Annotated in this window: 20 protein-coding genes; 10 read left to right on the top strand and 10 right to left on the bottom strand. The window is 71.7% G+C overall.

The annotated features are described in order from the left end of the window. The first annotated feature begins 158 nt into the window (after window positions 1–158). Both ACLZN2_RS38845 and ACLZN2_RS38840 read left to right on the top strand, forming a co-directional pair. Window positions 159–752 (top strand): SigE family RNA polymerase sigma factor, encoded by a 594-nt coding sequence (locus tag ACLZN2_RS38845; protein WP_416984411.1) that lies wholly within the window; start codon window positions 159–161, stop codon window positions 750–752. Then, window positions 749–1,897, top strand: coding sequence for a hypothetical protein (locus ACLZN2_RS38840; RefSeq protein ID WP_416984309.1), 1,149 nt, complete (start codon window positions 749–751; stop codon window positions 1,895–1,897). Before ACLZN2_RS38845 ends, ACLZN2_RS38840 begins: the two co-directional genes overlap by 4 nt. Here the strand turns inward: ACLZN2_RS38840 and ACLZN2_RS38835 are convergent. Then, entirely contained in the window at window positions 1,867–2,676 is an 810-nt protein-coding gene (locus ACLZN2_RS38835; RefSeq protein ID WP_416984308.1) for an SURF1 family protein, read from the bottom strand. The genes ACLZN2_RS38840 and ACLZN2_RS38835 overlap by 31 nt on opposite strands. Window positions 2,677–2,859: 183 nt before the next feature. Here ACLZN2_RS38835 and ACLZN2_RS38830 point away from each other — a divergent pair, with 183 nt between their 5' ends. Further along, a complete protein-coding gene (locus ACLZN2_RS38830; RefSeq protein WP_416984307.1) occupies window positions 2,860–4,674 on the top strand; it encodes a S9 family peptidase in 1,815 nt (604 codons plus the stop codon). Between the two features lie 309 nt (window positions 4,675–4,983). On the opposite strand, the gene ACLZN2_RS38825 is transcribed toward ACLZN2_RS38830, so the two are convergent. Further along, entirely contained in the window at window positions 4,984–6,837 is a 1,854-nt protein-coding gene (locus ACLZN2_RS38825; RefSeq protein WP_416984410.1) for an NAD-binding protein, read from the bottom strand. A 276-nt stretch (window positions 6,838–7,113) separates the two neighbouring features. On the opposite strand from ACLZN2_RS38825, the gene ACLZN2_RS38820 reads away from it, so the two are divergent. Both ACLZN2_RS38820 and ACLZN2_RS38815 read left to right on the top strand, forming a co-directional pair. Next, window positions 7,114–8,166 (top strand): permease, encoded by a 1,053-nt coding sequence (locus ACLZN2_RS38820; protein ID WP_416984306.1) that lies wholly within the window; start codon window positions 7,114–7,116, stop codon window positions 8,164–8,166. Continuing rightward, window positions 8,163–8,915, top strand: coding sequence for a TIGR03943 family putative permease subunit (locus tag ACLZN2_RS38815; RefSeq protein ID WP_416984305.1), 753 nt, complete (start codon window positions 8,163–8,165; stop codon window positions 8,913–8,915). Before ACLZN2_RS38820 ends, ACLZN2_RS38815 begins: the two co-directional genes overlap by 4 nt. A 52-nt stretch (window positions 8,916–8,967) precedes the next feature. On the opposite strand, the gene ACLZN2_RS38810 is transcribed toward ACLZN2_RS38815, so the two are convergent. The 3 genes from ACLZN2_RS38810 to ACLZN2_RS38800 all read right to left on the bottom strand — a co-directional run bounded on the left by ACLZN2_RS38810 (window position 8,968) and on the right by ACLZN2_RS38800 (window position 10,410). After that, window positions 8,968–9,309 carry a hypothetical protein gene (locus ACLZN2_RS38810; protein ID WP_416984304.1) on the bottom strand — a complete coding sequence of 114 codons (342 nt, stop codon included), beginning with the start codon at window positions 9,307–9,309 and terminating at the stop codon, window positions 8,968–8,970. Next, a complete protein-coding gene (locus ACLZN2_RS38805) occupies window positions 9,306–9,806 on the bottom strand; it encodes a DUF6232 family protein (RefSeq protein WP_416984303.1) in 501 nt (166 codons plus the stop codon). The genes ACLZN2_RS38810 and ACLZN2_RS38805 overlap by 4 nt, the downstream gene beginning before the upstream one ends. Window positions 9,807–9,957: 151 nt before the next feature. Next, the gene (locus tag ACLZN2_RS38800; protein ID WP_416984302.1) at window positions 9,958–10,410 is read right to left on the bottom strand and encodes a hypothetical protein; all 453 of its coding nucleotides are present in this window, start codon (window positions 10,408–10,410) and stop codon (window positions 9,958–9,960) included. Window positions 10,411–10,611: 201 nt separating this feature from the next. Between ACLZN2_RS38800 and ACLZN2_RS38795 the strand changes: the two genes are divergently transcribed. Continuing rightward, complete coding sequence (locus ACLZN2_RS38795; RefSeq protein WP_416984301.1) at window positions 10,612–11,001, top strand: luciferase family protein; 390 nt, start codon at window positions 10,612–10,614, stop codon at window positions 10,999–11,001. A 3-nt stretch (window positions 11,002–11,004) separates the two neighbouring features. Here the strand turns inward: ACLZN2_RS38795 and ACLZN2_RS38790 are convergent, their stop codons facing one another. The 3 genes from ACLZN2_RS38790 to ACLZN2_RS38780 are packed head-to-tail and all read right to left on the bottom strand — an operon-like array spanning window position 11,005 to window position 14,276. Continuing rightward, complete coding sequence (locus tag ACLZN2_RS38790; RefSeq protein WP_416984409.1) at window positions 11,005–12,303, bottom strand: sugar ABC transporter permease; 1,299 nt, start codon at window positions 12,301–12,303, stop codon at window positions 11,005–11,007. Continuing rightward, complete coding sequence (locus ACLZN2_RS38785) at window positions 12,294–13,073, bottom strand: ATP-binding cassette domain-containing protein (RefSeq protein WP_416984300.1); 780 nt, start codon at window positions 13,071–13,073, stop codon at window positions 12,294–12,296. The genes ACLZN2_RS38790 and ACLZN2_RS38785 overlap by 10 nt, the downstream gene beginning before the upstream one ends. A 39-nt stretch (window positions 13,074–13,112) precedes the next feature. Beyond that, a complete protein-coding gene (locus ACLZN2_RS38780) occupies window positions 13,113–14,276 on the bottom strand; it encodes a sugar ABC transporter substrate-binding protein (protein WP_416984299.1) in 1,164 nt (387 codons plus the stop codon). Between the two features lie 222 nt (window positions 14,277–14,498). Between ACLZN2_RS38780 and ACLZN2_RS38775 the strand changes: the two genes are divergently transcribed. Then, window positions 14,499–15,584, top strand: coding sequence for a hypothetical protein (locus ACLZN2_RS38775; protein ID WP_416984298.1), 1,086 nt, complete (start codon window positions 14,499–14,501; stop codon window positions 15,582–15,584). Between the two features lie 50 nt (window positions 15,585–15,634). On the opposite strand, the gene ACLZN2_RS38770 is transcribed toward ACLZN2_RS38775, so the two are convergent. Continuing rightward, window positions 15,635–15,961 (bottom strand): hypothetical protein, encoded by a 327-nt coding sequence (locus tag ACLZN2_RS38770; RefSeq protein ID WP_416984297.1) that lies wholly within the window; start codon window positions 15,959–15,961, stop codon window positions 15,635–15,637. A 134-nt stretch (window positions 15,962–16,095) separates the two neighbouring features. Here ACLZN2_RS38770 and ACLZN2_RS38765 point away from each other — a divergent pair, with 134 nt between their 5' ends. The 3 genes from ACLZN2_RS38765 to ACLZN2_RS38755 are packed head-to-tail and all read left to right on the top strand — an operon-like array spanning window position 16,096 to window position 17,612. Next, entirely contained in the window at window positions 16,096–16,437 is a 342-nt protein-coding gene (locus ACLZN2_RS38765) for an ArsR/SmtB family transcription factor (protein ID WP_416984296.1), read from the top strand. A gap of 3 nt (window positions 16,438–16,440) precedes the next feature. Continuing rightward, on the top strand, window positions 16,441–16,947 hold the full coding sequence (locus ACLZN2_RS38760) for an SRPBCC family protein (RefSeq protein WP_416984295.1): 507 nt from the start codon (window positions 16,441–16,443) through the stop codon (window positions 16,945–16,947). Next, window positions 16,947–17,612, top strand: a complete 666-nt coding sequence (locus tag ACLZN2_RS38755; protein ID WP_416984294.1) for a dihydrofolate reductase family protein — start codon at window positions 16,947–16,949, stop codon at window positions 17,610–17,612. Before ACLZN2_RS38760 ends, ACLZN2_RS38755 begins: the two co-directional genes overlap by 1 nt. Before the next feature lie 44 nt (window positions 17,613–17,656). Here the strand turns inward: ACLZN2_RS38755 and ACLZN2_RS38750 are convergent, their stop codons facing one another. Next, window positions 17,657–18,799 (bottom strand): GDSL-type esterase/lipase family protein, encoded by a 1,143-nt coding sequence (locus ACLZN2_RS38750; protein ID WP_416984293.1) that lies wholly within the window; start codon window positions 18,797–18,799, stop codon window positions 17,657–17,659. Between the last annotated feature and the right edge of the window lie 434 nt (window positions 18,800–19,233).

The raw sequence follows: 19,233 nt of genomic DNA, 5'->3' as shown, positions 1-19,233 counted from the left end.
ATGAGACGGGTAGGCGTGGCCTCGTCCGACGGAAAAGTGACGCCCGGCACGTACAACCTCCACGGGGGGACGTGTGTCCAACTGGCGTGGCAGAGGTACTCGAACTCCCCAGGACACGTGCCGTCCTCCGACCCCGGGTCGCCGGGGCGCCCGGCGGCATGCCGGTGATCGCGCCCATGCCCGCAACGCGGCCCACCCGCGTCCCCAGCCAGCGTGACGGCGCCGGTCAGCCCGCCTCCGCCGAGAACGCCGTGGCCGCCGGTACCACCGTCGACCACCTCACCGAGACCTACCGGGCCCACTACCGCTCGCTGCTCGGTCTCGCGGCCCTCCTCCTCGACGACACCGCCTCCTGCGAGGACGTCGTCCAGGAGGCCTTCATCCGCGTCCACTCGGCGCGCAAACGCGTCCGCGACCCGGAGAAGACCCTCGCCTATCTGCGCCAGACCGTCGTCAACCTGTCCCGCTCCGCCCTGCGCCGCCGCATCCTCGGACTCAAGCTGCTGTCCAAGCCGATGCCGGACATGGCCAGCGCGGAGGAGGGCGCCTACGACCAGCTGGAGCGCGACTCGCTCATCAAGGCGATGAAGGGCCTGCAGCGCCGCCAGCGCGAGGTCCTCGTCCTGCGCTACTTCGCCGACATGACCGAGGCGCAGGTCGCCGAGACCCTCGGCATCTCCCTCGGCTCGGTCAAGGCGTACGGCTCGCGCGGTATCGCCGCCCTGCGCATCGCGATGGAGGCCGCGGCGTGAACGACGGAGCCGAGGGCCGCGACTCGCACGAGCGCCACGAGCCGTACGCGTGGCACGAGCCGATGCGGCCGGGCACAGACGATCCGAAGCAATCGCACGCTGGGAACTCAACCGTGAACCACCACCTCGACGACCAGGGCCAGGACGGGCTCGACTCGGACGAGCTGGCACTGCGCCGGATGCTCCACCAGGCCGTCCAGGAGATGGAACCGCGCGACGGGACGCTGGACCACCTGCGCCGGGCCGTCCCCGCCCGCCGGGCCCGCAAGCGGCAGGCCGCCGTCGGCATGGCCGCCGCGGCGCTCTTCGTCGGCACCGCCGTCCCCGCCGTCCTGCACGTCTCCGCCTCGGGCGGCTCCGACACCAACCCCGCCGCCATGGCGGGCCAGGCCTCCCAGACCGAGGGTGGCGGCAGCCAGGGCAAGGGCCCCGACAGCGCCTCCACCGGCAAGGCCGGCGACTCCTCCGGCAAGACCGACGAGCAGGGCACCGGCGGCAGCACCGACTCCGGTGAGAGCAAGGGCACGGGCGCCGCCGGTTCCTCCAGCGGCGACGCCTCCTCCTCCACCGCGAGCGAGGCCGCCCCCGCCTGCACCGCGTCCCAGCTCGGCTCCACCTCCGCGAACGTCGCCGTCGCCGACTCCGCCGGGATCGTCTACGGCACCTTCCGCGTCGCCAACGTCTCCGGTACGGCCTGTACCGTCGCCGGCGCCGTCACCCTCACCCCGGGCGCCCAGGGCGCGGCCGACGCCACGAAGATCACCGTGGTGCAGCACGCCTCCGGCGACGCGGCGGCCGCCCTGCCCGACCCCTCCCTCTACGTCACCCAGTACGTCCTCGCGCCGGGGTCCGCCTACGAGGTGAAGTTCGCCTGGCAGCCGACCGAGGCCTGTCCCACCACGAACGGCAGCGGCGGCAACACCGGAGGCGAGTCCTCGCCCTCCCCGACACCGACCGAGCAGACCGGCGCCACCGGTGACACCTCCTCGGGCGTCACCACCCAGCTGTTCACCGAGGACGGCACCGCCGACGGCAGTGTGGTCGTGACCTACACCGCGGACGACGGTTCCACGGCGGTATCGGCGACCGTGCCGAACGCCTGCGCGGGCACGATCTACCGGACGGGCGTGCTGGCGCCCTCCTGAGCCACCGCCGCTTCGGCGCCCTCGGGGGCGATCCCGAGGGCCGCGTCCCGTGCGAACTCCACCTCGCGGCGCAGCAGCCGGAACCACATGAACACCACGAACCCGGCGAAGACGAACCACTCGCCGGTGTAGCCCAGGTTCTGGAACGCCTTCAGATCCAGCCCCGTGCCGGGCGTCGCGCTCACCGGCACCGTCGTCATCCCGCCGTCGGCGGTGTCGAGGGTGATCCAGGCGTCGTAGACGTCGTACGGCACGAGGTTGATCAGGGAGGCGGCGCTGATCGCCGCGGTCTGCCCGGACGGCAGTCCGCCCTGGGCGCTCACGCCGTTGTTCCCGGGCTGCTCGGAGGCCTGCAGCGCGCCGGTCACCGTGACCTCGCCGGAGGGCGGCGCGGGGGCCTTCGCGGCGTCCGCCGTGCCGGCCAGCCAGCCGCGTACGACGGGCAGCGCCCTGCCGTCGTCCGTGCGCAGCAGGGTCAGGACGTAGTAGCCGTTCTTCCCGTCGAGCTCGCGGCCCGGCACCAGCAGCTGTCTGCCGTACCGGCCGGTGGCGGTGACCTGCTTGCCGGAGGTCGCCTTGTCCACGGGCAGCATCTCGCCGAGCGGGCGCGCGGCCTCCGTGCGGTTGGTCTCGGCCTGCGCCTTCGCCGCCCGGTGGTCGTCGACCCGCGCCTCGAACCGGCTCAGCTGCCAGGACCCCATGAACACACAGAAGGGGATGGCCAGCAGCACGAAGACATTGATCCCCCACCAGCGGGGCGTCAGCAGGAACCGGTACACGCCACCACGGTACGTGGCACGGTTCCGGCGCCCGGGCGCGGGGTCGCGAGCCTTCGGCGACCGGTCGGGCCGCAGTCGTTGCAGTCGCCATCGAAAATCGTCTGACCTGCGCGGATGTAAAGGTTATCCACAGGGCGGGCTCCTCGGCGGTCGTTTGTCGCCGAGGGCGGGCAGTATGGGTCCATGACTGAGAGCTACGGGTCCGCCGCGCCGGGGCGGTACGAGGAGATGCCGGACTGGGAGAAGCGCTTCAGGGCGCCCAGGGTGTCGTTGCCGGACTGGGCGGAGGACACGCCTGACCGTTCCCTGTTCGTCTCCAATGCGACGGGTACGTATGAGCTGTACGCCTGGGACCGGGCCACCGGCGAGCAGCGGCAGGTGACGAAACGGGCGAACGGCACGACGGACGGCGTGCTCTCCCCGGACGGCGCGTGGATCTGGTGGTTCGACGACAAGGACGGCGACGAGTTCGGCGTCTGGCGCCGACAGCCCTTCGAGGGCGGCGAGGACGAGCTGGCGACGCCGGGCCTCGACCCGTCGTACCCGGCGGGCCTCGCACTCGGCCGCGACGGGCGGACGGCGGTGGTGGGCCGTTCGACCGACGAGGAGGGGACGACGATCCATGTGGCGCGGCTCGGGGAGCCCCCCTTCGCGCTGTACCGCCACCGTGAGTCGGCGGGCGTCGGGGACCTCTCCCACGACGGCACGCTGATCGCGATCGAGCACACCGAGCACGGCGACGCGATGCACTCCGCGCTGCGGGTGGTCCGCCCGGACGGCACGACCGTCGCCGAGCTGGACGACACCGACGGCGGCAAGGAGGAACTGGGCCTGGAGGTCCTGGGCTTCGCCCCGGTGGACGGGGACACCCGGCTGCTGATCGGGCACCAGCGGCGCGGCCGCTGGGAGCCGCTGGTGTGGGACGTGGCCACGGGCGAGGAGACCGACCTGGCGCTGGACCTGCCGGGCGACGTCAGCGCCGAGTGGTACCCGGACGGCTCCGGGCTGCTCATCGCACACAGCTTCGAGGCGCGCAGCGAGCTGTTCCGGTACGACCTCGCCGGCGGCGGTCTCGAGCGGGTGCCGACCCCGCGCGGCACGGTCTCCGGGGCCACGGCCCGGCCGGACGGCAGCGTGGAGTACCTGTGGTCCTCCGCCGCCGAGCCGCCTGTGGTCCGCTCGACGACCGGACAGGTCGTCCTCGACCCGCCCGGCATGAAGTCCCCGGGCTCGGTCGCCGTGCAGGACGTGTGGGTGGAGGGCCCCGGCGGCCGGATCCACGCCCTGGTCCAGAAGCCCGCGGGTGCGAGCGGGCCCCTGCCGACCGTCTTCGACATCCACGGCGGCCCCACCTGGCACGACAGCGACGCCTTCGCGGCGGCCCCGGCGGCCTGGGTCGACCACGGGTACGCGGTGATCCGCGTCAACTACCGGGGCTCGACGGGGTACGGGCGTGCCTGGACGGACGCGCTGAAGGTGCGGGTCGGGCTGATCGAGCTGGAGGACATCGAGGCGGTACGGCAGTGGGCGGTGGGCTCGGGACTCGCCGACCCCGCCCGGCTGATCCTCACCGGCGGCTCCTGGGGCGGCTACCTCACCCTCCTCGGCCTCGGCACCCAGCCGGACGCGTGGACGCTGGGGATCGCCGCGGTGCCGGTCGCGGACTACGTCACGGCGTACCACGACGAGATGGAGGCGCTGAAGGCGATGGACCGCACGCTCCTCGGCGGCACCCCGGAGGAGGTCCCCGACCGCTTCGACGCCTCGTCGCCCTTGACGTACGTCGACGACGTCAAGGCCCCGGTGTACATCTCGGCGGGCGTCAACGACCCACGCTGCCCGATCCGCCAGATCGACAACTACGTGAAGCGGCTTGAGGCCCGGGGGGCGGTGCACGAGGTGTACCGCTACGACGCGGGCCACGGCTCACTGGTCGTAGACGAACGCATCAAACAGGTAAGACTGGAACTGGAGTTCGCCGAGAGGCATTTGAAGTAGGGGGCCGGGGGCCGGGGGCCGGGTGCGGGCGGCCGGGTGCGGGCGGCCGGGTGCGGGTGCGTGGGGGCTGGTCGCGCAGTTCCCCGCGCCCCTTTCAGCTTGCGCAGCCGCGGGCAGTCGTGCCGCTGGGGAGGCGCCCACCCCAGCAGCGGTTGGTGTTCCCGCGCAGCCGCGCAGCCGCGGGCAGTCGTGCCTCCCCCAGTGCCTTAAGGGCCTGGGAGGTGCCCCCAGGCGGCACGGGTGGGCGCGGCGGCACCCCGCCGGCGCGGGGGAGCGGGACCCACCCCCGGCCCGCATCGACTCCGGCGGCTACGCGCCCCGCCTCCGCCGCCCCAGCAGCTCCGCCAGCCCCCTCCGAGTCGCCGCCAGCACCACCCGATCCTCGTCCCGCAGCACATACGTGTCAGGCAGGTCCCACACCAACCCGTCCCCACCCTCACCCGTGTCCAGCGCCAACACCCGCCACCTCCCCGCCCGAAACGCCTCCCCCACCGTCCGCCCCGCCAACCGCGCACACCCCCCGACCTCCAGCGCGGCGAACAGCAACACCCGCCGCTCCACAGGAATCGCCCCCAGGATCTGCCGCCCCATCATCGCCCCCGCGAACGACGGCGCCGACAGATGCGACACACTCCGGCTCCGGGTCAGCGCCTGCGGATGCGCGGCCCGCAGGGTCCGGTACACGGCGGTCGCGAAGTCGTCGTCGTACAGCCGCAGCACCACCCGCAGATCGGGCCGGAGCGTACGGGCGTACAGCGCGGCCTCCAGGTTCGTCGTGTCGGAGCTGGTCACCGCGAGCAGCGCGTGCGCCCGGTGGATCTTCGCCGCCTCCAGCACCCCCTCCTGGGTGACGTCCCCCAGCACCACCGGCACCCGCAGCCGCCGCGCCACCGCGAGCCCGCGCGCCTCGGGCCCCGCCTCCACGCACACCACGGGGATGTTCAGCTCCCGCAGCCGGGTCAGCACCCGGGTGCCGATCTTCCCCAGCCCGAGCAGCACGACATGCCCGCCCAGCCCACGCGGCGGCCGCCGCAGCGCCCCCGCCCCCCGGAACGTGCCGAGCGCCTCCAACACCGCCGCCAACAGCACCGGCAGCAGCAGCAACCCCATCAGCCCGGACAGCAGTTGCAGCACCTGACGGGACGTACTCGCCCCGATCGCCGGATCGTTGATCGCGAACAGGTCCAGCAGGGTCAGATACAGCGCGCCCAGCGGATGGATCCGCGTCACCACCCACAACGCCACCGCCAGCGCGAACACACACCCCACCAGGCCGACCAGCGACCACCGCAGCCGCCGGGAGAAGAGGGCGGCGACCGGCGCCACGACCCCGACGCCCCGGCCCGTCTGCGGGGCGGGGCGGGCCGCGTACGACACCTGCTCCAGCTCCACCGACCCGCGCCGCCCGGCCGCCTCCCGCACCGCGTCCGCGTCCGGCAGCAGCAGCGGCCCCTGATCCCCGCTGTTCTCCGAACCGTCCGCGAAGGCCGGGTCGCCCGCGTTCGCGGACAGCAGCGCGAGGGTGGGGCGGCCACCGGCGGGCTCACCCGGTGGGCGTTCGACCGCGCGCAGCATCAGCCCGTCCGTCTGGACGACCTTGGTGGTGCCGGCGACGGCGGACGCGGCCAGCGCGGGCGCGGCGGTGTCGGCGTCGGACAGCACGGTGGTCGAGGCGTCGCCCCCGGCCGCCGTACCGCCGCCGGAGGCCAACGCGGCGGCCTGGTCGAGGAGTTCCTCGATGTGCAGGCCCAACCGGCGGTTGTACAGGCGCAGGACGAGCCGCAGGTGCGGGTTGAGCCGACGGGCGGTCAGGGCCGCGCGGATGTTGGTCTCGTCGTCCTCGTACACGAGCGCCAGCGCGGCGGCCCGCTCCACGCCCGCCTCGGCGAGCACGGCCTCGGTGGGCTCGACGGCCTCCAACGTGCGCTGTCCGTCGGCGGGTTCACCGGGAGTGGGGGCGGTGCCGTTGCCGGCCGCCCGGCTGACCGCCGCGCTCACCCACCGGTCGAGCAGCGCCGCCGACACCGCGCGGGCGCGCCCGACGACCGGCGGCCGCACCGAGCGCTCGGCGGGCGGTACGACGAGCGTGACCTGCTCGTCGTAGACACCCCGCAGTTCGGCCGCGAGCCGGTGCGCGAGCCCGTCGTCGCCGCACACCACCATGTGCGCGCCGGTGACACCCGGCGCCCTGCCCTGATTCGGAACGCTCCCCACGAGGGAGAAGACTGCCTCACCGGGACGGGAGGTTCCACGGGGCGGGCCCCTGCTGTGAACACCGGGCACCCCGGCGCCGTAGAAAGGAGGGAATGCGAGGCGTAGCTGCGGGCAGTCGTGCCGCTGGGGCGATGGGGGTCCCCCCGCTCGAGCGAAGCCGAGAGTGGGGGAGGATGGGCGCAGCGGCACCCTGCCAGCAGCACGGAACGCGGAGGTGCCAGACCTGTGGCCATCACCAAGGCGGCCCCGCAGGACGGGGACACCCGCCCGGACGCCCCCGCGCCCGCGCCTGCAGCCGCCCCCGCCGCCCCCGCGCCGGCCGAGGAGCCCCGGCGGCTGACCTCCCCCCTCGCCCTGACCCTTCTCCTGCTCCTCCTGGTGCTGCTGCAGAGCCCCATCCGCCGGGCCCTGTCCGCGCCGGTGATGCAGAGCTGGACGACGGTGTTCGTGGCGGTCGTGATCCAGGCCCTGCCGTTCCTGGTGCTGGGCGTGCTGCTGTCGGCGGCGATCGCGGTGTACGTGCCGCCCTCGTTCTTCGCCCGCGCCCTGCCCTCCCGCCCGGCGCTGGCCGTGCCGGTCGCCGGAATGGCGGGGGCGGTCCTGCCGGGCTGCGAGTGCGCCTCGGTGCCGGTCGCGGGGGCGCTGGTGCGCCGGGGCGTGACCCCGGCCGCCGCCCTCGCCTTCCTCCTCTCCGCCCCCGCCATCAACCCGATCGTGCTGACCGCGACGGCCGTGGCCTTCCCCCGGAACCCGGAGATGGTCCTGGCCCGGTTCGTGGCGAGCCTGCTCGTGGCGTGTGCGATGGGCTGGCTGTGGCAGCGGGTGGGCCGCACGGACTGGATGCGGCCCCCGGCGCACGCGCATCACGAAGGGCAGACCAGGGGCGCCGCGTTCTGGGACTCGGTGCGGCACGACGTGACGCACGCGGGCGGCTTCCTGGTGGTGGGTGCGATGGCGGCGGCCACGCTGAAGGCGGTCGCGCCGGAGAGCTGGCTGCGTACGGCCGCGGGCAACCCGTTCGTCGCGGTCCTGGCCCTCGCCCTGCTCGCGGTGATCCTGTCGATCTGCTCGGAGGCGGACGCCTTCGTGGCCGCGTCCCTGACCCAGTTCTCCCTGACGGCCCGGCTCGCGTTCCTGGTCGTCGGCCCGATGATCGACCTCAAGCTGTTCGCGATGCAGGCGGGCACCTTCGGCCGTGGCTTCGCCCTGCGCTTCGCCCCCATGACCTTCGCCCTGGCCATCGCGTCGGCCGTACTGACAGGAGCGGTCCTGCTGTGAACCGACAGTCCCAGGCGGCCGTCCTCTTCCTCCTCGGCACGGCCCTCCTGCACGCCGGCACCACCGACCTCTACCTCCGCTACGTCAAGGCGGGTCTACGGCCCCTGCTGCTGGCGTCCGGCGCGATCCTGATCGTCACGGCGCTGGCGACGGCGTGGTACGAGCGGCGGAGGGCGAAGGAGGAGCACGACCACGGGCACGATGGCGGGCCCGAACGCGAGCACGACCACGGGCACACCCACCCCGAACCCCGTATCTCCTGGCTGCTCGTCCTTCCCCTCCTCGCCCTGATCCTGGTCGCCCCGCCGGCCCTGGGCTCCTACAGCGCGACCCGTACCGGTACGGCCCTGCAGGAACCCCTCGCCTACCCGGCCCTCCCGGCCACCGACCCGCTGCCCCTCGGCATCGTCGACTATGCGGGCCGCGCGGTGTACGACCACGGTCGCACCCTCGAAGGCCGCCGCGTCCGGCTCACCGGATTCATCGCCCTGGACCGCGACGGCACCCCCTACCTCGTCCGCATGGCCCTCAACTGCTGTGCGGCGGACGCCCAGCCGGTCAAGGTCGCCCTGACCGGCGCCATCCCGCCGGTCCTGCAGCCCGACGCCTGGCTGACCGTCACCGGCACCTACACCCCCCGCCAGGCCCGCGACCCCGTCAACAACGGCCCCATCCCCTACCTCGAGGTCACGGCGGCGAAGCCGACACCCGAACCCAGGGACCCGTACGACGAGTCGTACAACAACTGACCCGGTTTCCCGTCACGAGGCCACGAGGCCACATGGTCACGAGGCCACATGGTCACGAGGTGCCCATCAGGGCCATGACCGCGGTGACGACCGGAGTTCCCACGGCGCCCAGGACGGCGGCGATCCCGGCGATCCGCTCCAGGACTCTGCGGAACCCCTCGCCGGACGGATGGGCGCCGATCTCCCTCACCGCCGCGTCGACCTCCGCGCGGCGGCCGGCGTCCAGGTGCTGCCGCAACGCCTGGAGTTCCGTGAGCAGGGTGTCGAGGGCCGCCGCCCGTGCGTCCGGGCCGCCGCCCGTGTACTTCCCGCCGGCCACGATGTCGCCGGAACCGCTGTGGACGACCTTGCCGAAGTTCCCGGAGCCGTACTGCTGGATGTGGTCGCCGTTCATCGCGACCCCACGATGTTCCCGGAACCGCTGTGCTGGTTCTTGCCGACGTTGTTGTCGCCGTACTGGTTGATGACGTCGCCGTTCACGGCGTGCTGCACGTTGTAGGTGATCTGCGCGACGTCCGGGTGGCCGATCGCCTTGGTGATCTCGCCGACCAGGTACGTGATCTCGTCCTTCTCCGTGGACCACACGGCGTCGCGCTGGGTGCCGGAGGTGTTGAGGACGAGGCCGTACAGGGTCGGCTTGCTGAGGACCTTGACGAGCTGCCAGATCAGGAGACCCTGCACGGCGAGCCAGATGATCAGGCCGGGGGTGCCGGCCCCGGCCCCGACGAGCCCGCCGACGAAGAAGCAGACGACGGAGCGCTGGATGAACCGCTTCCAGGCCGCGCGTCGGTCGACCACCAGCACCCGTTGGCCGACATGGGAGATGTTGCGCAGGGGGTAGGCCTCTCCCTCCACCCACAGCACACCTTCGTTGACCCGTACTTGCACCACAGCCGGCCTCCTCTGTTCGGTGATGGCGGCGACTGGATGGACAGTAGGGGCGGACGCAACCGACCTACGGCATTTGCCAGTTATTCACTCAAACTGATTCATTCGGGCATCTCGGGGGACGCCGATGACAGAGTTGACCGAGTCGGTGGCTTCAGGAGGCCGAAGGACTCGCGCCGTACGGTGACTCCTCGATCTCGCCGCCGAGTTCCCCGCGCAGCCTCTCCATCTCCGAACGCGGATCGGCCGAGAGCACCCAGCGGTTGCCGACGAGATAGACACCACCGTAGATCATCGCCGTGTCGAGCCAGCCGCGCTGGCCCTCGGCCGCGTCGAAGGTCAGCAGCACGAACTCGGCGTCCGCCGACTCGCACACACCCTGCCGGAAGTCGAGCGTCTTGCCCGCCTCCTCGGGCGCCGTCGTGCAGCCGACGGCCTTGCCCAGCGCCTCCAGGGTCATCGGACGGGCGGTCGGCACCGCATTCTTCGAGGCGGCCGCCCGCTCCTCACCCCCGTCCCCGGAGCCGCCACCGCACCCGGCGAGCAGCAGCGCCGCGGTGAGCGCGCACACCGGAACACCGAGCAGACGACGGACGGGACGGTACATCGGGACTCCCTGCGGGGCGGAGATCGGTCCCTCAGGGGTACGGGGGGCGGCGCCCGGGTGTTCACACACCCTCGCTCGCCCTCGCCCCCGCCCTCGCCCCCGCCCTCGCCCCCGCCCTCGCGCCGGCGGCGGGACGCTACGTCCCGGTTACGTCTCCCTCAAACCCTGGTGTCCGTGCGGTGAGCACCCCATGATGGGCCCATGACGACGGCCTGGCACGCCCTGGCACAGCTGGTGAGTTGGCCGGACCTCACAGAGGTCCGGTCCAGTTGCGGCACCGGCCGGGCGCTCGGCTCGGCCGGCGGCGAGATCGCCCACTTCCACTCCGACCACGGTGTCGACCTGCACCTCACGGCCGGCGCGATCCGCCGCTACGGGCCTGACCTGCGGCGCTCCACCGCGATCCGGCTGGTCCCCGGTTCGCACTGGGTGACCGTCCGCGTGGAGTGCGAGGCGGACGTGAGCCTGGTGATGACCCTGATGAGCGCCGCCCTGCGGGCCCACCAGGAGCAGCCGGACACCCTCGCCGCCTCCGCCGCCCGCTGCAACGACCGCCTGGAGGCGGCCCTCACCCACCGCGACGCCCTGTAGCGCTCACGCCCGCCCATGCGTCTCCGCCGAGTGCCGGGTCAGGGCGTCGAGGACCACCGCCGTGTACAGCACCCCGCCGGTGATCATGAACTGCACCGGTGAGCCCACCCCCAGCAGGGCCATGCCCGAGGCGATCGACTGGATGATCAGCACGCCCAGCAGCGCGGACCAGGCCGAGCCCCGTCCGCCGAACAGGCTGGTGCCGCCGATGACGGCGGCGGCGATCGCGTTGATCAGCAGCATCCCGGAGCCAGGGACCTGGCTCGCCGAGGTGAGCCGCGAGGCGACGAACAGACCGCCCACCGCCGCCAGCGTCCCCGACACCATGAACACGGCGATCCTTACGCGCGTCACGTCGACCCCGGCCCGCCGCGCCGCCTCCACCCCGCCGCCGAGGGCGAGGATCTTGCGGCCGTACGGGGTACGGCGCAGGAACACGTCCGAGACGACGACCACCGCGAGGAAGATCAGCAACGCCAGCGGCAGGCCCTCGAACCGGTTCAGGACATGGACGGACGTGAAGGTGACCGCCGCGAGCAGGGCCGTACGGATCCAGATGTCGACCACCGGCCGGTACGGCATCCCGGCGGCGCCGCGGCGTCTTCGGTCGTGGAGGCAGAGGACGAGGTACGCGGCCGTGGCGAGCGCCGCCAGTCCGTAGCCGACGGCGGCGGTGCTGAAGTAGCGGCTGGTCAGCTGGGCGACCAGCCCCTCGTCGCTGAAGTTGATGGAGGTCTCCGTGCCCAGCAGGTAGAGCATCAGGCCGTTCCAGGCCAGCAGGCCCGCGAGGGTGACGACGAACGCCGGTACGCCGATCCTGGCGAAGGAGAACCCGTGCAGGGCCCCGGCGGCCGTACCGCAGACCACCGCGACGATCACGGCGAGCCACTCCGGCATCCCGAGGGTCACGTTCAGCGCCGCGAACACGGCTCCGGCGAGGCCCGCGAGCGAGCCCACCGACAGATCGATCTCGCCGATCAGCAGCACGAAGACGATGCCGACGGCGACCATGCCCGTCCCGACGATGTCCACGCTGAGGATGGACAGATTGCGCGGCGAGAGGAAGTTGGGGTCGAGCGCCTGGAACACGATCCAGGTCAGCGCGAGGGCGAGGAGGACGGGGGCGGGGCCGAGGTCGCGCTCGCGCAGCCGGTGGCGTACGGCCCGGGCGTACGCCGTGAGCTGGGCGGCGTACCGGCCGTGGCCGTCGTGGCTGTCGTGGCCGTCGGATGGGCCGCCGCTCGAAGCGCCGCCGTTCGACGTGTCGCCGCCGCCTCCCGGGGTGGGCTCCCTCACGGCCAGGCCTCCTCGGTGCGGGTCGGGCGGTGTGCGGCGGCGTTGTCGGCCGCGCCGGTGATGGAGGAGATGATCTGCTCCTGGGAGGCGGTGTCCACGTCGAAGACGCCGTTGTTGCGTCCGAGGCGCAGGACGGCGACCCGGTCGGCGACGGCCTTGATGTCACCCATGTTGTGGCTGATCAGCAGGACTCCGAGGCCCCGTTCGCGCAGTTCCTCTATGAGGTCGAGGAGCTGGCCGGTCTGCTCGACGCCCAGGGAGGCGGTGGGCTCGTCGAGCAGGAGCAGCCGGGGCGCGCCGAGGAGCGAACGGGTGATCGCGACGACCTGCCGCTGACCGCCGGACAGCGCGGCGACCGGCACCCGTACGTCGGGGATGCGGATGGACAGGGTGTGCAGCAGATCGCGGGTGCGGCGCTCCATCTCGACCTCGTCCAGGATGCCCAGCCGGTGGATCTCCCGGCCGAGGAAGAGATTGCCCACGACGTCCAGGTTGTCGCACATCGCGAGGTCCTGGTAGACGGTCGCGATCCCCAGGAGCTGGGCGTCCTGGGGACGTCTGATGGTGATGGCGCTGCCCTGCCACTCGATGACGCCCTTGTCGGCGGGACCGGCCCCCGAGATCACCTTGACCAGGGTGGACTTCCCGGCGGCGTTGTCGCCCATCAGCGCGACCACCTCCCCGACCCCGATCTCCAGCTCGACGTCCACCAGCGCCTGGACGGCGGCGAACCGCTTGGAGACGCCGCGCAACGCCAGCAGGGGCTGAACCGGCACTGCCCACCTCCTTCCGCCTGTGAGGAAGCGCCCGAAAGGTCACCCGCCGGTGAGTCCCGCCCTGGCGCAGGCGGCCCGGAGCTCAGGGGTACAGATCTGCTCGACTGTGTACAAACCATCCTTTATCAGAGTGTCCTCGATGGTGCCGACGGTCACCGACACCGACGGCAGCAGGACCGCCGGGATGTCCTTCGTGGTGGCGTTGTCCACGGTGGCGGTGGCGACGGACTCGACCGGCTCGCCGCGCCCCAGGGCCACGGCCATCTCCACGGCGGCGTCGGCCGCGGACTTGTAGGGCTTGTACACCGTCATGTACTGGTCGCCCTTGACGATGCGCCGTACGGCCACCAGGTCGGCGTCCTGCCCGGTGACCGGCGGCAGCGGCCTGACCTCGGTGGCGTTGAGGGCGGAGATCACGGCGCCGGCGAGACTGTCGTTGGCGGCCAGGACGCCGTTGATGCCGTCCGCACCCAGGTCGGCGATCGCGCCGCGCATGTTGACGAAGGCGTTCTCCGGACGCCAGCCGACCGTGTCGTACGACTTTCCGATCTTCACCTTGCCCTTGAGGACGGAGAGGGCGCCCTGCTTGAACCAGTCGGCGTTCGGGTCGGTCGTGGCTCCGTTCATCATGACGATCTGCCCGCCGTCCGCCTCCGCGCCCATCGCCTCCAGCAGCCCCTCGCCCTGGAGCCGGCCGACCTCGGCGCCGTCGAAGGTGACGTAACCGGAGATCGGGCCCTGCGCGAGGCGGTCGTAGGCGACCACCGGGATGCCTGCCCGGTCCGCGGCCACGATCGACGGCCGCAGCAGCTTGGGGTCGACGGCGGCCACGATCAGCACGTCCACCCCTCGGGTGATCATGGCTTCCAGCTGCTGCCGCTGGACCGCCGGATCGGGCGTGGCGGCGACCCTGACGGCGGGGCAGGACGGACACAGCTCCTTGAACTTCTTCTCGATCAGGGGCCGGTCGAACTGCCCGAACCGGGAGGCGCCACCGCCCGGGAGCAGGAGCCCGACGGTGATGTCGCCGTCGTTGCCGTTCCCGCCGCTGCCTCCGCCCCCGCCGCAGGCCCCGACGAGGGTCAGGGCGACGGCGACGGTGACGGCCAGGGATGCGCGCGCGAGGGAGGCGCGGGCCAGGGAGACGCGAGCCAAGGAGGCGCGCGCGAGGGAGGCGCGAGCCAGGGAGGCTCGCCCCGGCATCCTCAACCCCGACCTCTTGGACTCGTGCCCGAATATGCGCGTATCGCCCTTAATGGGTACATGGTGTCAAGCGTAGCCAAGCTGCCGGTTCCGCGTTCAACGGCACGGGCGCGGCCATGGACGTATTCGGGGTGGCGCCCCTCACCTCGGACAGATCGAATTCACTGCACGGATGCGTCCGCACTCTCGCGCGAGGCGGTTCCTTTTGTAAGGCTCTGACGCGTGACGTACGTAGTGACCGTGGACACCTGCATCCCGGAGGGCACTCCGGAGATGGACCCCCTTCAGCGCGCCGGTGCGGTGGCGCTCATCGAGGACGGATTCGACTCCGTGAAGGCCGTCGAAGGGCCTGACGGACTGGAGGTGGACATCCTCGACACCATCGTGGCCGTCCACCCCGGCGGAGCCCTTCTGAAGGTCGTCGTGGACGCTCCGGCCCTGGAGTTCGCCGAGGACTCGGTGCGCGTGCTCGTCGACGAACTCCTGGAACGCACCGAGCTGTTGGCCGACTGGGAGATCGATCGCTGCGAGGTCGAACTCCACCAGGACCTCGCCATGGCGAGCCTCGAAGCCGCCGACGGCCCCGACGCACCGCCCGACGACCCCGTCGCCCGCAAGGCCCGCCACACCGAGGGCCCGACGGACGACGTCACCGACGCGGGCGACGACGCCGAGCGGAGATCCGCGGCCGTACGGAGCCGGATGCTGGAGCTGGCGGACGAACTGCGTTCCCTCGCCCCGGCCGTGTTCGGCGTCTTCGAGGACGAGGACGGCTTCGCCGTGCCCGCGGAGAGCGCCAGACTCGCCGCCGGCGCGCTCGTCCACGCGACCGACGTCCTCGTGGACGAGCTCTTCGAGGACGTCCACGTCCTGACCCAGGAGGACGCCACCGTCGCGGAGTGCGAAGGCCCCCTGTGGCACCTGGAGCGCCTCCCGGACCGGTACGCCCTCGAATACGACGCCCACTTCGCCCGCCGCTTCCTGGTCACCGTCATAGCCCTGACCACCCGCTTCACCGACGGAAGCTTCCAGCGGCTCGGCTGCGTGGCCGAGGAACTCGCCCTGAGACTCCTCCTGGGCCAGACGACCATGATCCTGGAACTGCACGACCTCCTCGACGACGACGTGTCGGCCGCCCTCGACACGCTGGCCGACCACCTGTACGAGGACCCGGACCACGACCGGCACTACGACGACATGACCCTCGACGTCGCCCCCGTGGCCTTCGACGACTGGTTCACCCCGTTCACCCGAGGCAGATACATCCACCCCTCGGCAACGGACGAACCGGACGCGGCCCCCCGCTGAGGCGACGGAAGGCGGCGGGGAGCGGCGGGAGGCGACGGAAGTCGGCGGTCTCAGGCTTCTTCCAGGGCCTCACCGAACTCGCGCAGCATCCGGCCGTGATGACTGTGGGCGAGCTGGTGGCCGACCGCGAGGACCATCGCCACCGGCCATTCGAGGATCTCGCACGCGGCGAGTACGCCGACGCCCGCGAGAAAGGCGAGTTGCTCGGGAGGGAGCAGTTCGATGCGCGTGCCGAAAACGTCGAGCGTCACGCTGTGGCTCGTGACAGCGTGCGCGGCGGCCTCACCGGCCGATTTCGCGTCCGCGCCCGAGGCATCCTGCTGAAGGGGCCGCGCATCCGATGGGGGAACAGTCGATGCGGACATGATCGTCGCCATCCGTTCCGACGCGTTGTGGCATGTTGTCTCCGCTCCTCAACATATCCAGGGTGCGCCCGGAACGCATGGCGAGAGCCACCGTCCCGGGCCGCACCGAGCTTGATGTATTCCGATATGGGAATATGATGGCTCCCATGGCACGAGCAGCGACGACGTCGGACGCGTTCAACGCGATCGCCGAGCCGCAGCGCCGGGACATCCTGGCGCTGCTGCGGGCAGGTGAGCGGCCGGTGACCGACCTGGCCCAGGAGCTGGGGATGAGCCAGCCACGGGCGTCCAAGCACTTGCGGGTGCTCCGGGAGGTGGGGCTGGTGCGGGTCCGCGAGGCGGGCAAACAGCGCCTCTACGGTCTGGACGCCCGCGGGCTGCGGCCGATACACGAATGGGTCGGCGGATTCGAGCGGTTCTGGAACGAGAGTTTCGACCGGCTGGACACCTACGTGCAGGACCTCAAGCAGACACGGCAGGAGGACTGAGCGATGGCAGCGGCAAGGCGCGAAACGTGGGCGGAGCCGGCGACGGCCGACCGGGAGATCGTGATCTCCCGGGTCATCGACGCCCCGCGGGAGCTGGTGTTCGAGGCGTTCACCGAGGTCCGGCACCTGTCGCGGTGGTGGGGTCCGGACGGGTTCACCACCACCACGCGGTCCTTCGAGTTCCGCGAGGGCGGGGAGTGGGTCTTCGTACTGCACGGGCCGGACGGAACCGACTACTCCGAGTGGATCCGCTGGCTGCGGATCGCCCCGCCGGAGCGGATCGCGCTGCTGCACGGCGAGTCCCGCGACGACCCGAACGCCTTCGAGTCGGTCCTGACCTTCACGCCGGACGGCGCGGCGACCCGGATCGTGATGCGCACGGTGTTCCCCACCAGGGAACTGCGCGACTTGGCGGTCGAGAAGTACCACGCGATCGAGGGAGGCCGGCAGACCCTGAGCAGCCTGGCGGCCTACGTCACCGACCTCGCGCGGAAGGGGGCGGAGAGCTGATGGCCGGGAAGGTGTTCTTCAGCGTGACGATGTCGCTGGACGGCTTCGTCGCGCCCGAGTCCGTGCCCGTCGACGACTTCTTCGCGCCCGACAACCAGGACGACCCGCGGGTCCAGCGCTGGCTGGCCCAGTGGACGGAGCTGCAGCAGTGGCTGTTCCCGCTGCGGTTCATCCGGGAGAACCTGAAGCTCGGCGAGGGCGGCGAGGAGGGCCGCGACAACGACATCGCGCGGGAGACGTTCGAGCGCACCGGCGCGAGCGTCATGGGCAAGCGCATGTTCGACCTCGGCGAGCCGGCATGGCCGCAGGAGGCGCCCTTCCACACCCCGGTCTTCGTCGTGACACACACCAGGCGTGAGCCGTGGGAGCGGCCCGGCGGCACCACGTTCCACTTCGTCAACGACGGCATCGAGCACGCCCTCGACCAGGCCCGCGAGGCCGCCGGCGACCGGGACGTCCGCATCGCCGGCGGCGGCGCGACGATCCTGGAGCACCTGAACGCCGGCCTGGTCGACGCGTTCTCGATCACGCTGGCACCGGTGCTTTTCGGCTCCGGCACCCGCCTGTTCGACGGCGTGGACGCGTCCAGGGTCGCGCTGGAGCCGGTCCGTTCGGAGCCGACGCGGCGGGTGACGCACCTGACCTACGCCGTGCACCGCCGGTAGCCGCGCCACCACTCCAAACGACTCGCTGCTGCCGGCTGGACCGGCTAGACCTGATCGGTGGTACGGCGCTTACGTACGACGAAGAGCGCGGTGGCACCGAGGGCAATGGCTGCCAGAGCGGTGCCCGCGATGACGGGCGTGCTGCTCGACGAGCCGGTCTCCGCCAGATCGCCGTCCGCCTTCGGCTGGTTCGCGCCGGTGCCCTGGCTGCTGCCGGACGTCGCCTCGTCGCTCGCCTCGTCGCTCTCCTCGCCGGAGCCGGCCGAGGCGGTCGGCGAAGCGGAGGCGGTCGGCTCGGGGCTGGCGCTGTCCCCCGGCTGTGTGCTGCTCGCCGGCAGGACCGCCGCGAAGGCACCTGCGATCACCTTGTGGCCGGCCGGGTTCGGGTGGGGATCCTGCTTCGTGCAGGTCCAGGTCAGCTGGCAGATCTTGGCCACGTTCGCGGGCACCTCGCCGAAGACGGGCAAGGTGACGAGCTGGTCGAAGTCGTCCGAGGAGAAGGCTCCGGCGACATCCGCCGCCTTGAAGCCGGTGGTGGCGTACACCTGCGAGATGGCCGTGTTCGCGGCCTTGACAAGGGGAGCCGACTCCTTGGCGCTCTTCTGCCCGGCATCACCGAGCAGCCATGCCGCCAGGACCGGGTTGTAGTACGTCGCGCCCGCGTACTGGGTGCCCTGCGTGCCCGCCTTGCTCAGTGCGCCCGTGATCTGGGCCAGGTTGCCGGCGATGGACTGACCGGCCTTCTTCAGACAGTCCTCGTCGACAGAACCGGTCGCGGCGACGCAGGCCCGTATGTCGTTGGCACCGATGTCGATGGTCACGTAAGCGACCTTGCCGTTGTGCTCGGCCATGGCCTTCAGCGCGGCGTCCAGCTGGGACTTGGCGCCGGAGTACTCGCACTTGCCGCCCTTGAGTAGCGACTCGGTGGTCTCTCCGGTGCAGCCGAGGCGTATGTGCTCGAGCCCGGGCTCACGCTGCTTGAGCTGCTGGTAGAGCTGGTCGGTGTAGGCGACGGAGGTGTCCTTGTCGACGTCCGGCTGGTAGCCGGACGCCAGCGAGTCACCGAGCGAGATGTAGTACGTGGTGTCCTCGTCGCCCGCGGAGTCGGCGGCGGCGGCCACGCCGGGCGTGCTCAGCACGACGGCCAACGCGGCGGCGGCGATCCGGGGAACCTTGTGTGCCGTCATGGACTCGGCACCGTACGAGTGGAGAAACCGCTGAATGACGCTCATCGGTTAGGTGTTGTCTCTCTTCATTCTCAGGGGAGCTCTTCGCCCGCCGGTGAAGCCCGGAAATGGATGCCGTGAAAGGGCTGCGGTGCAGCGGCGCGCAGTAGGCGGCCTGGGCTGCTGCCGTGCGCCCCTTTAAAGGCGGCAGGGTGACGCTTCGTCAAGATGGTAAGCCGTTTGCCGGAGTAGTCCGCTTGCTGAGCGTTGCATATTTGTTGCCACGTCAGAGACCCCATGTGCGGGTTTACTCCTCGACGTTGCACCACCAATGGCGAGTTCATCGCCGCCGCTCTCGGGTCTCAGAGGGCAGTACGTGACGTGATGCCCGTTTCGGGCTTTCGGGTGGGGCTGTCGGGCTGGTCGTGGCCTGACCAGGCGGCTACGACTGTGGC

The sequence above is a fragment of the Streptomyces sp. T028 genome (assembly GCF_048159505.1).
GTDB lineage: Bacteria > Actinomycetota > Actinomycetes > Streptomycetales > Streptomycetaceae > Streptomyces.
The sequence above is the reverse complement of the archived record's forward strand: the minus strand, read 5'-3'. Positions and strand labels throughout refer to the sequence as shown.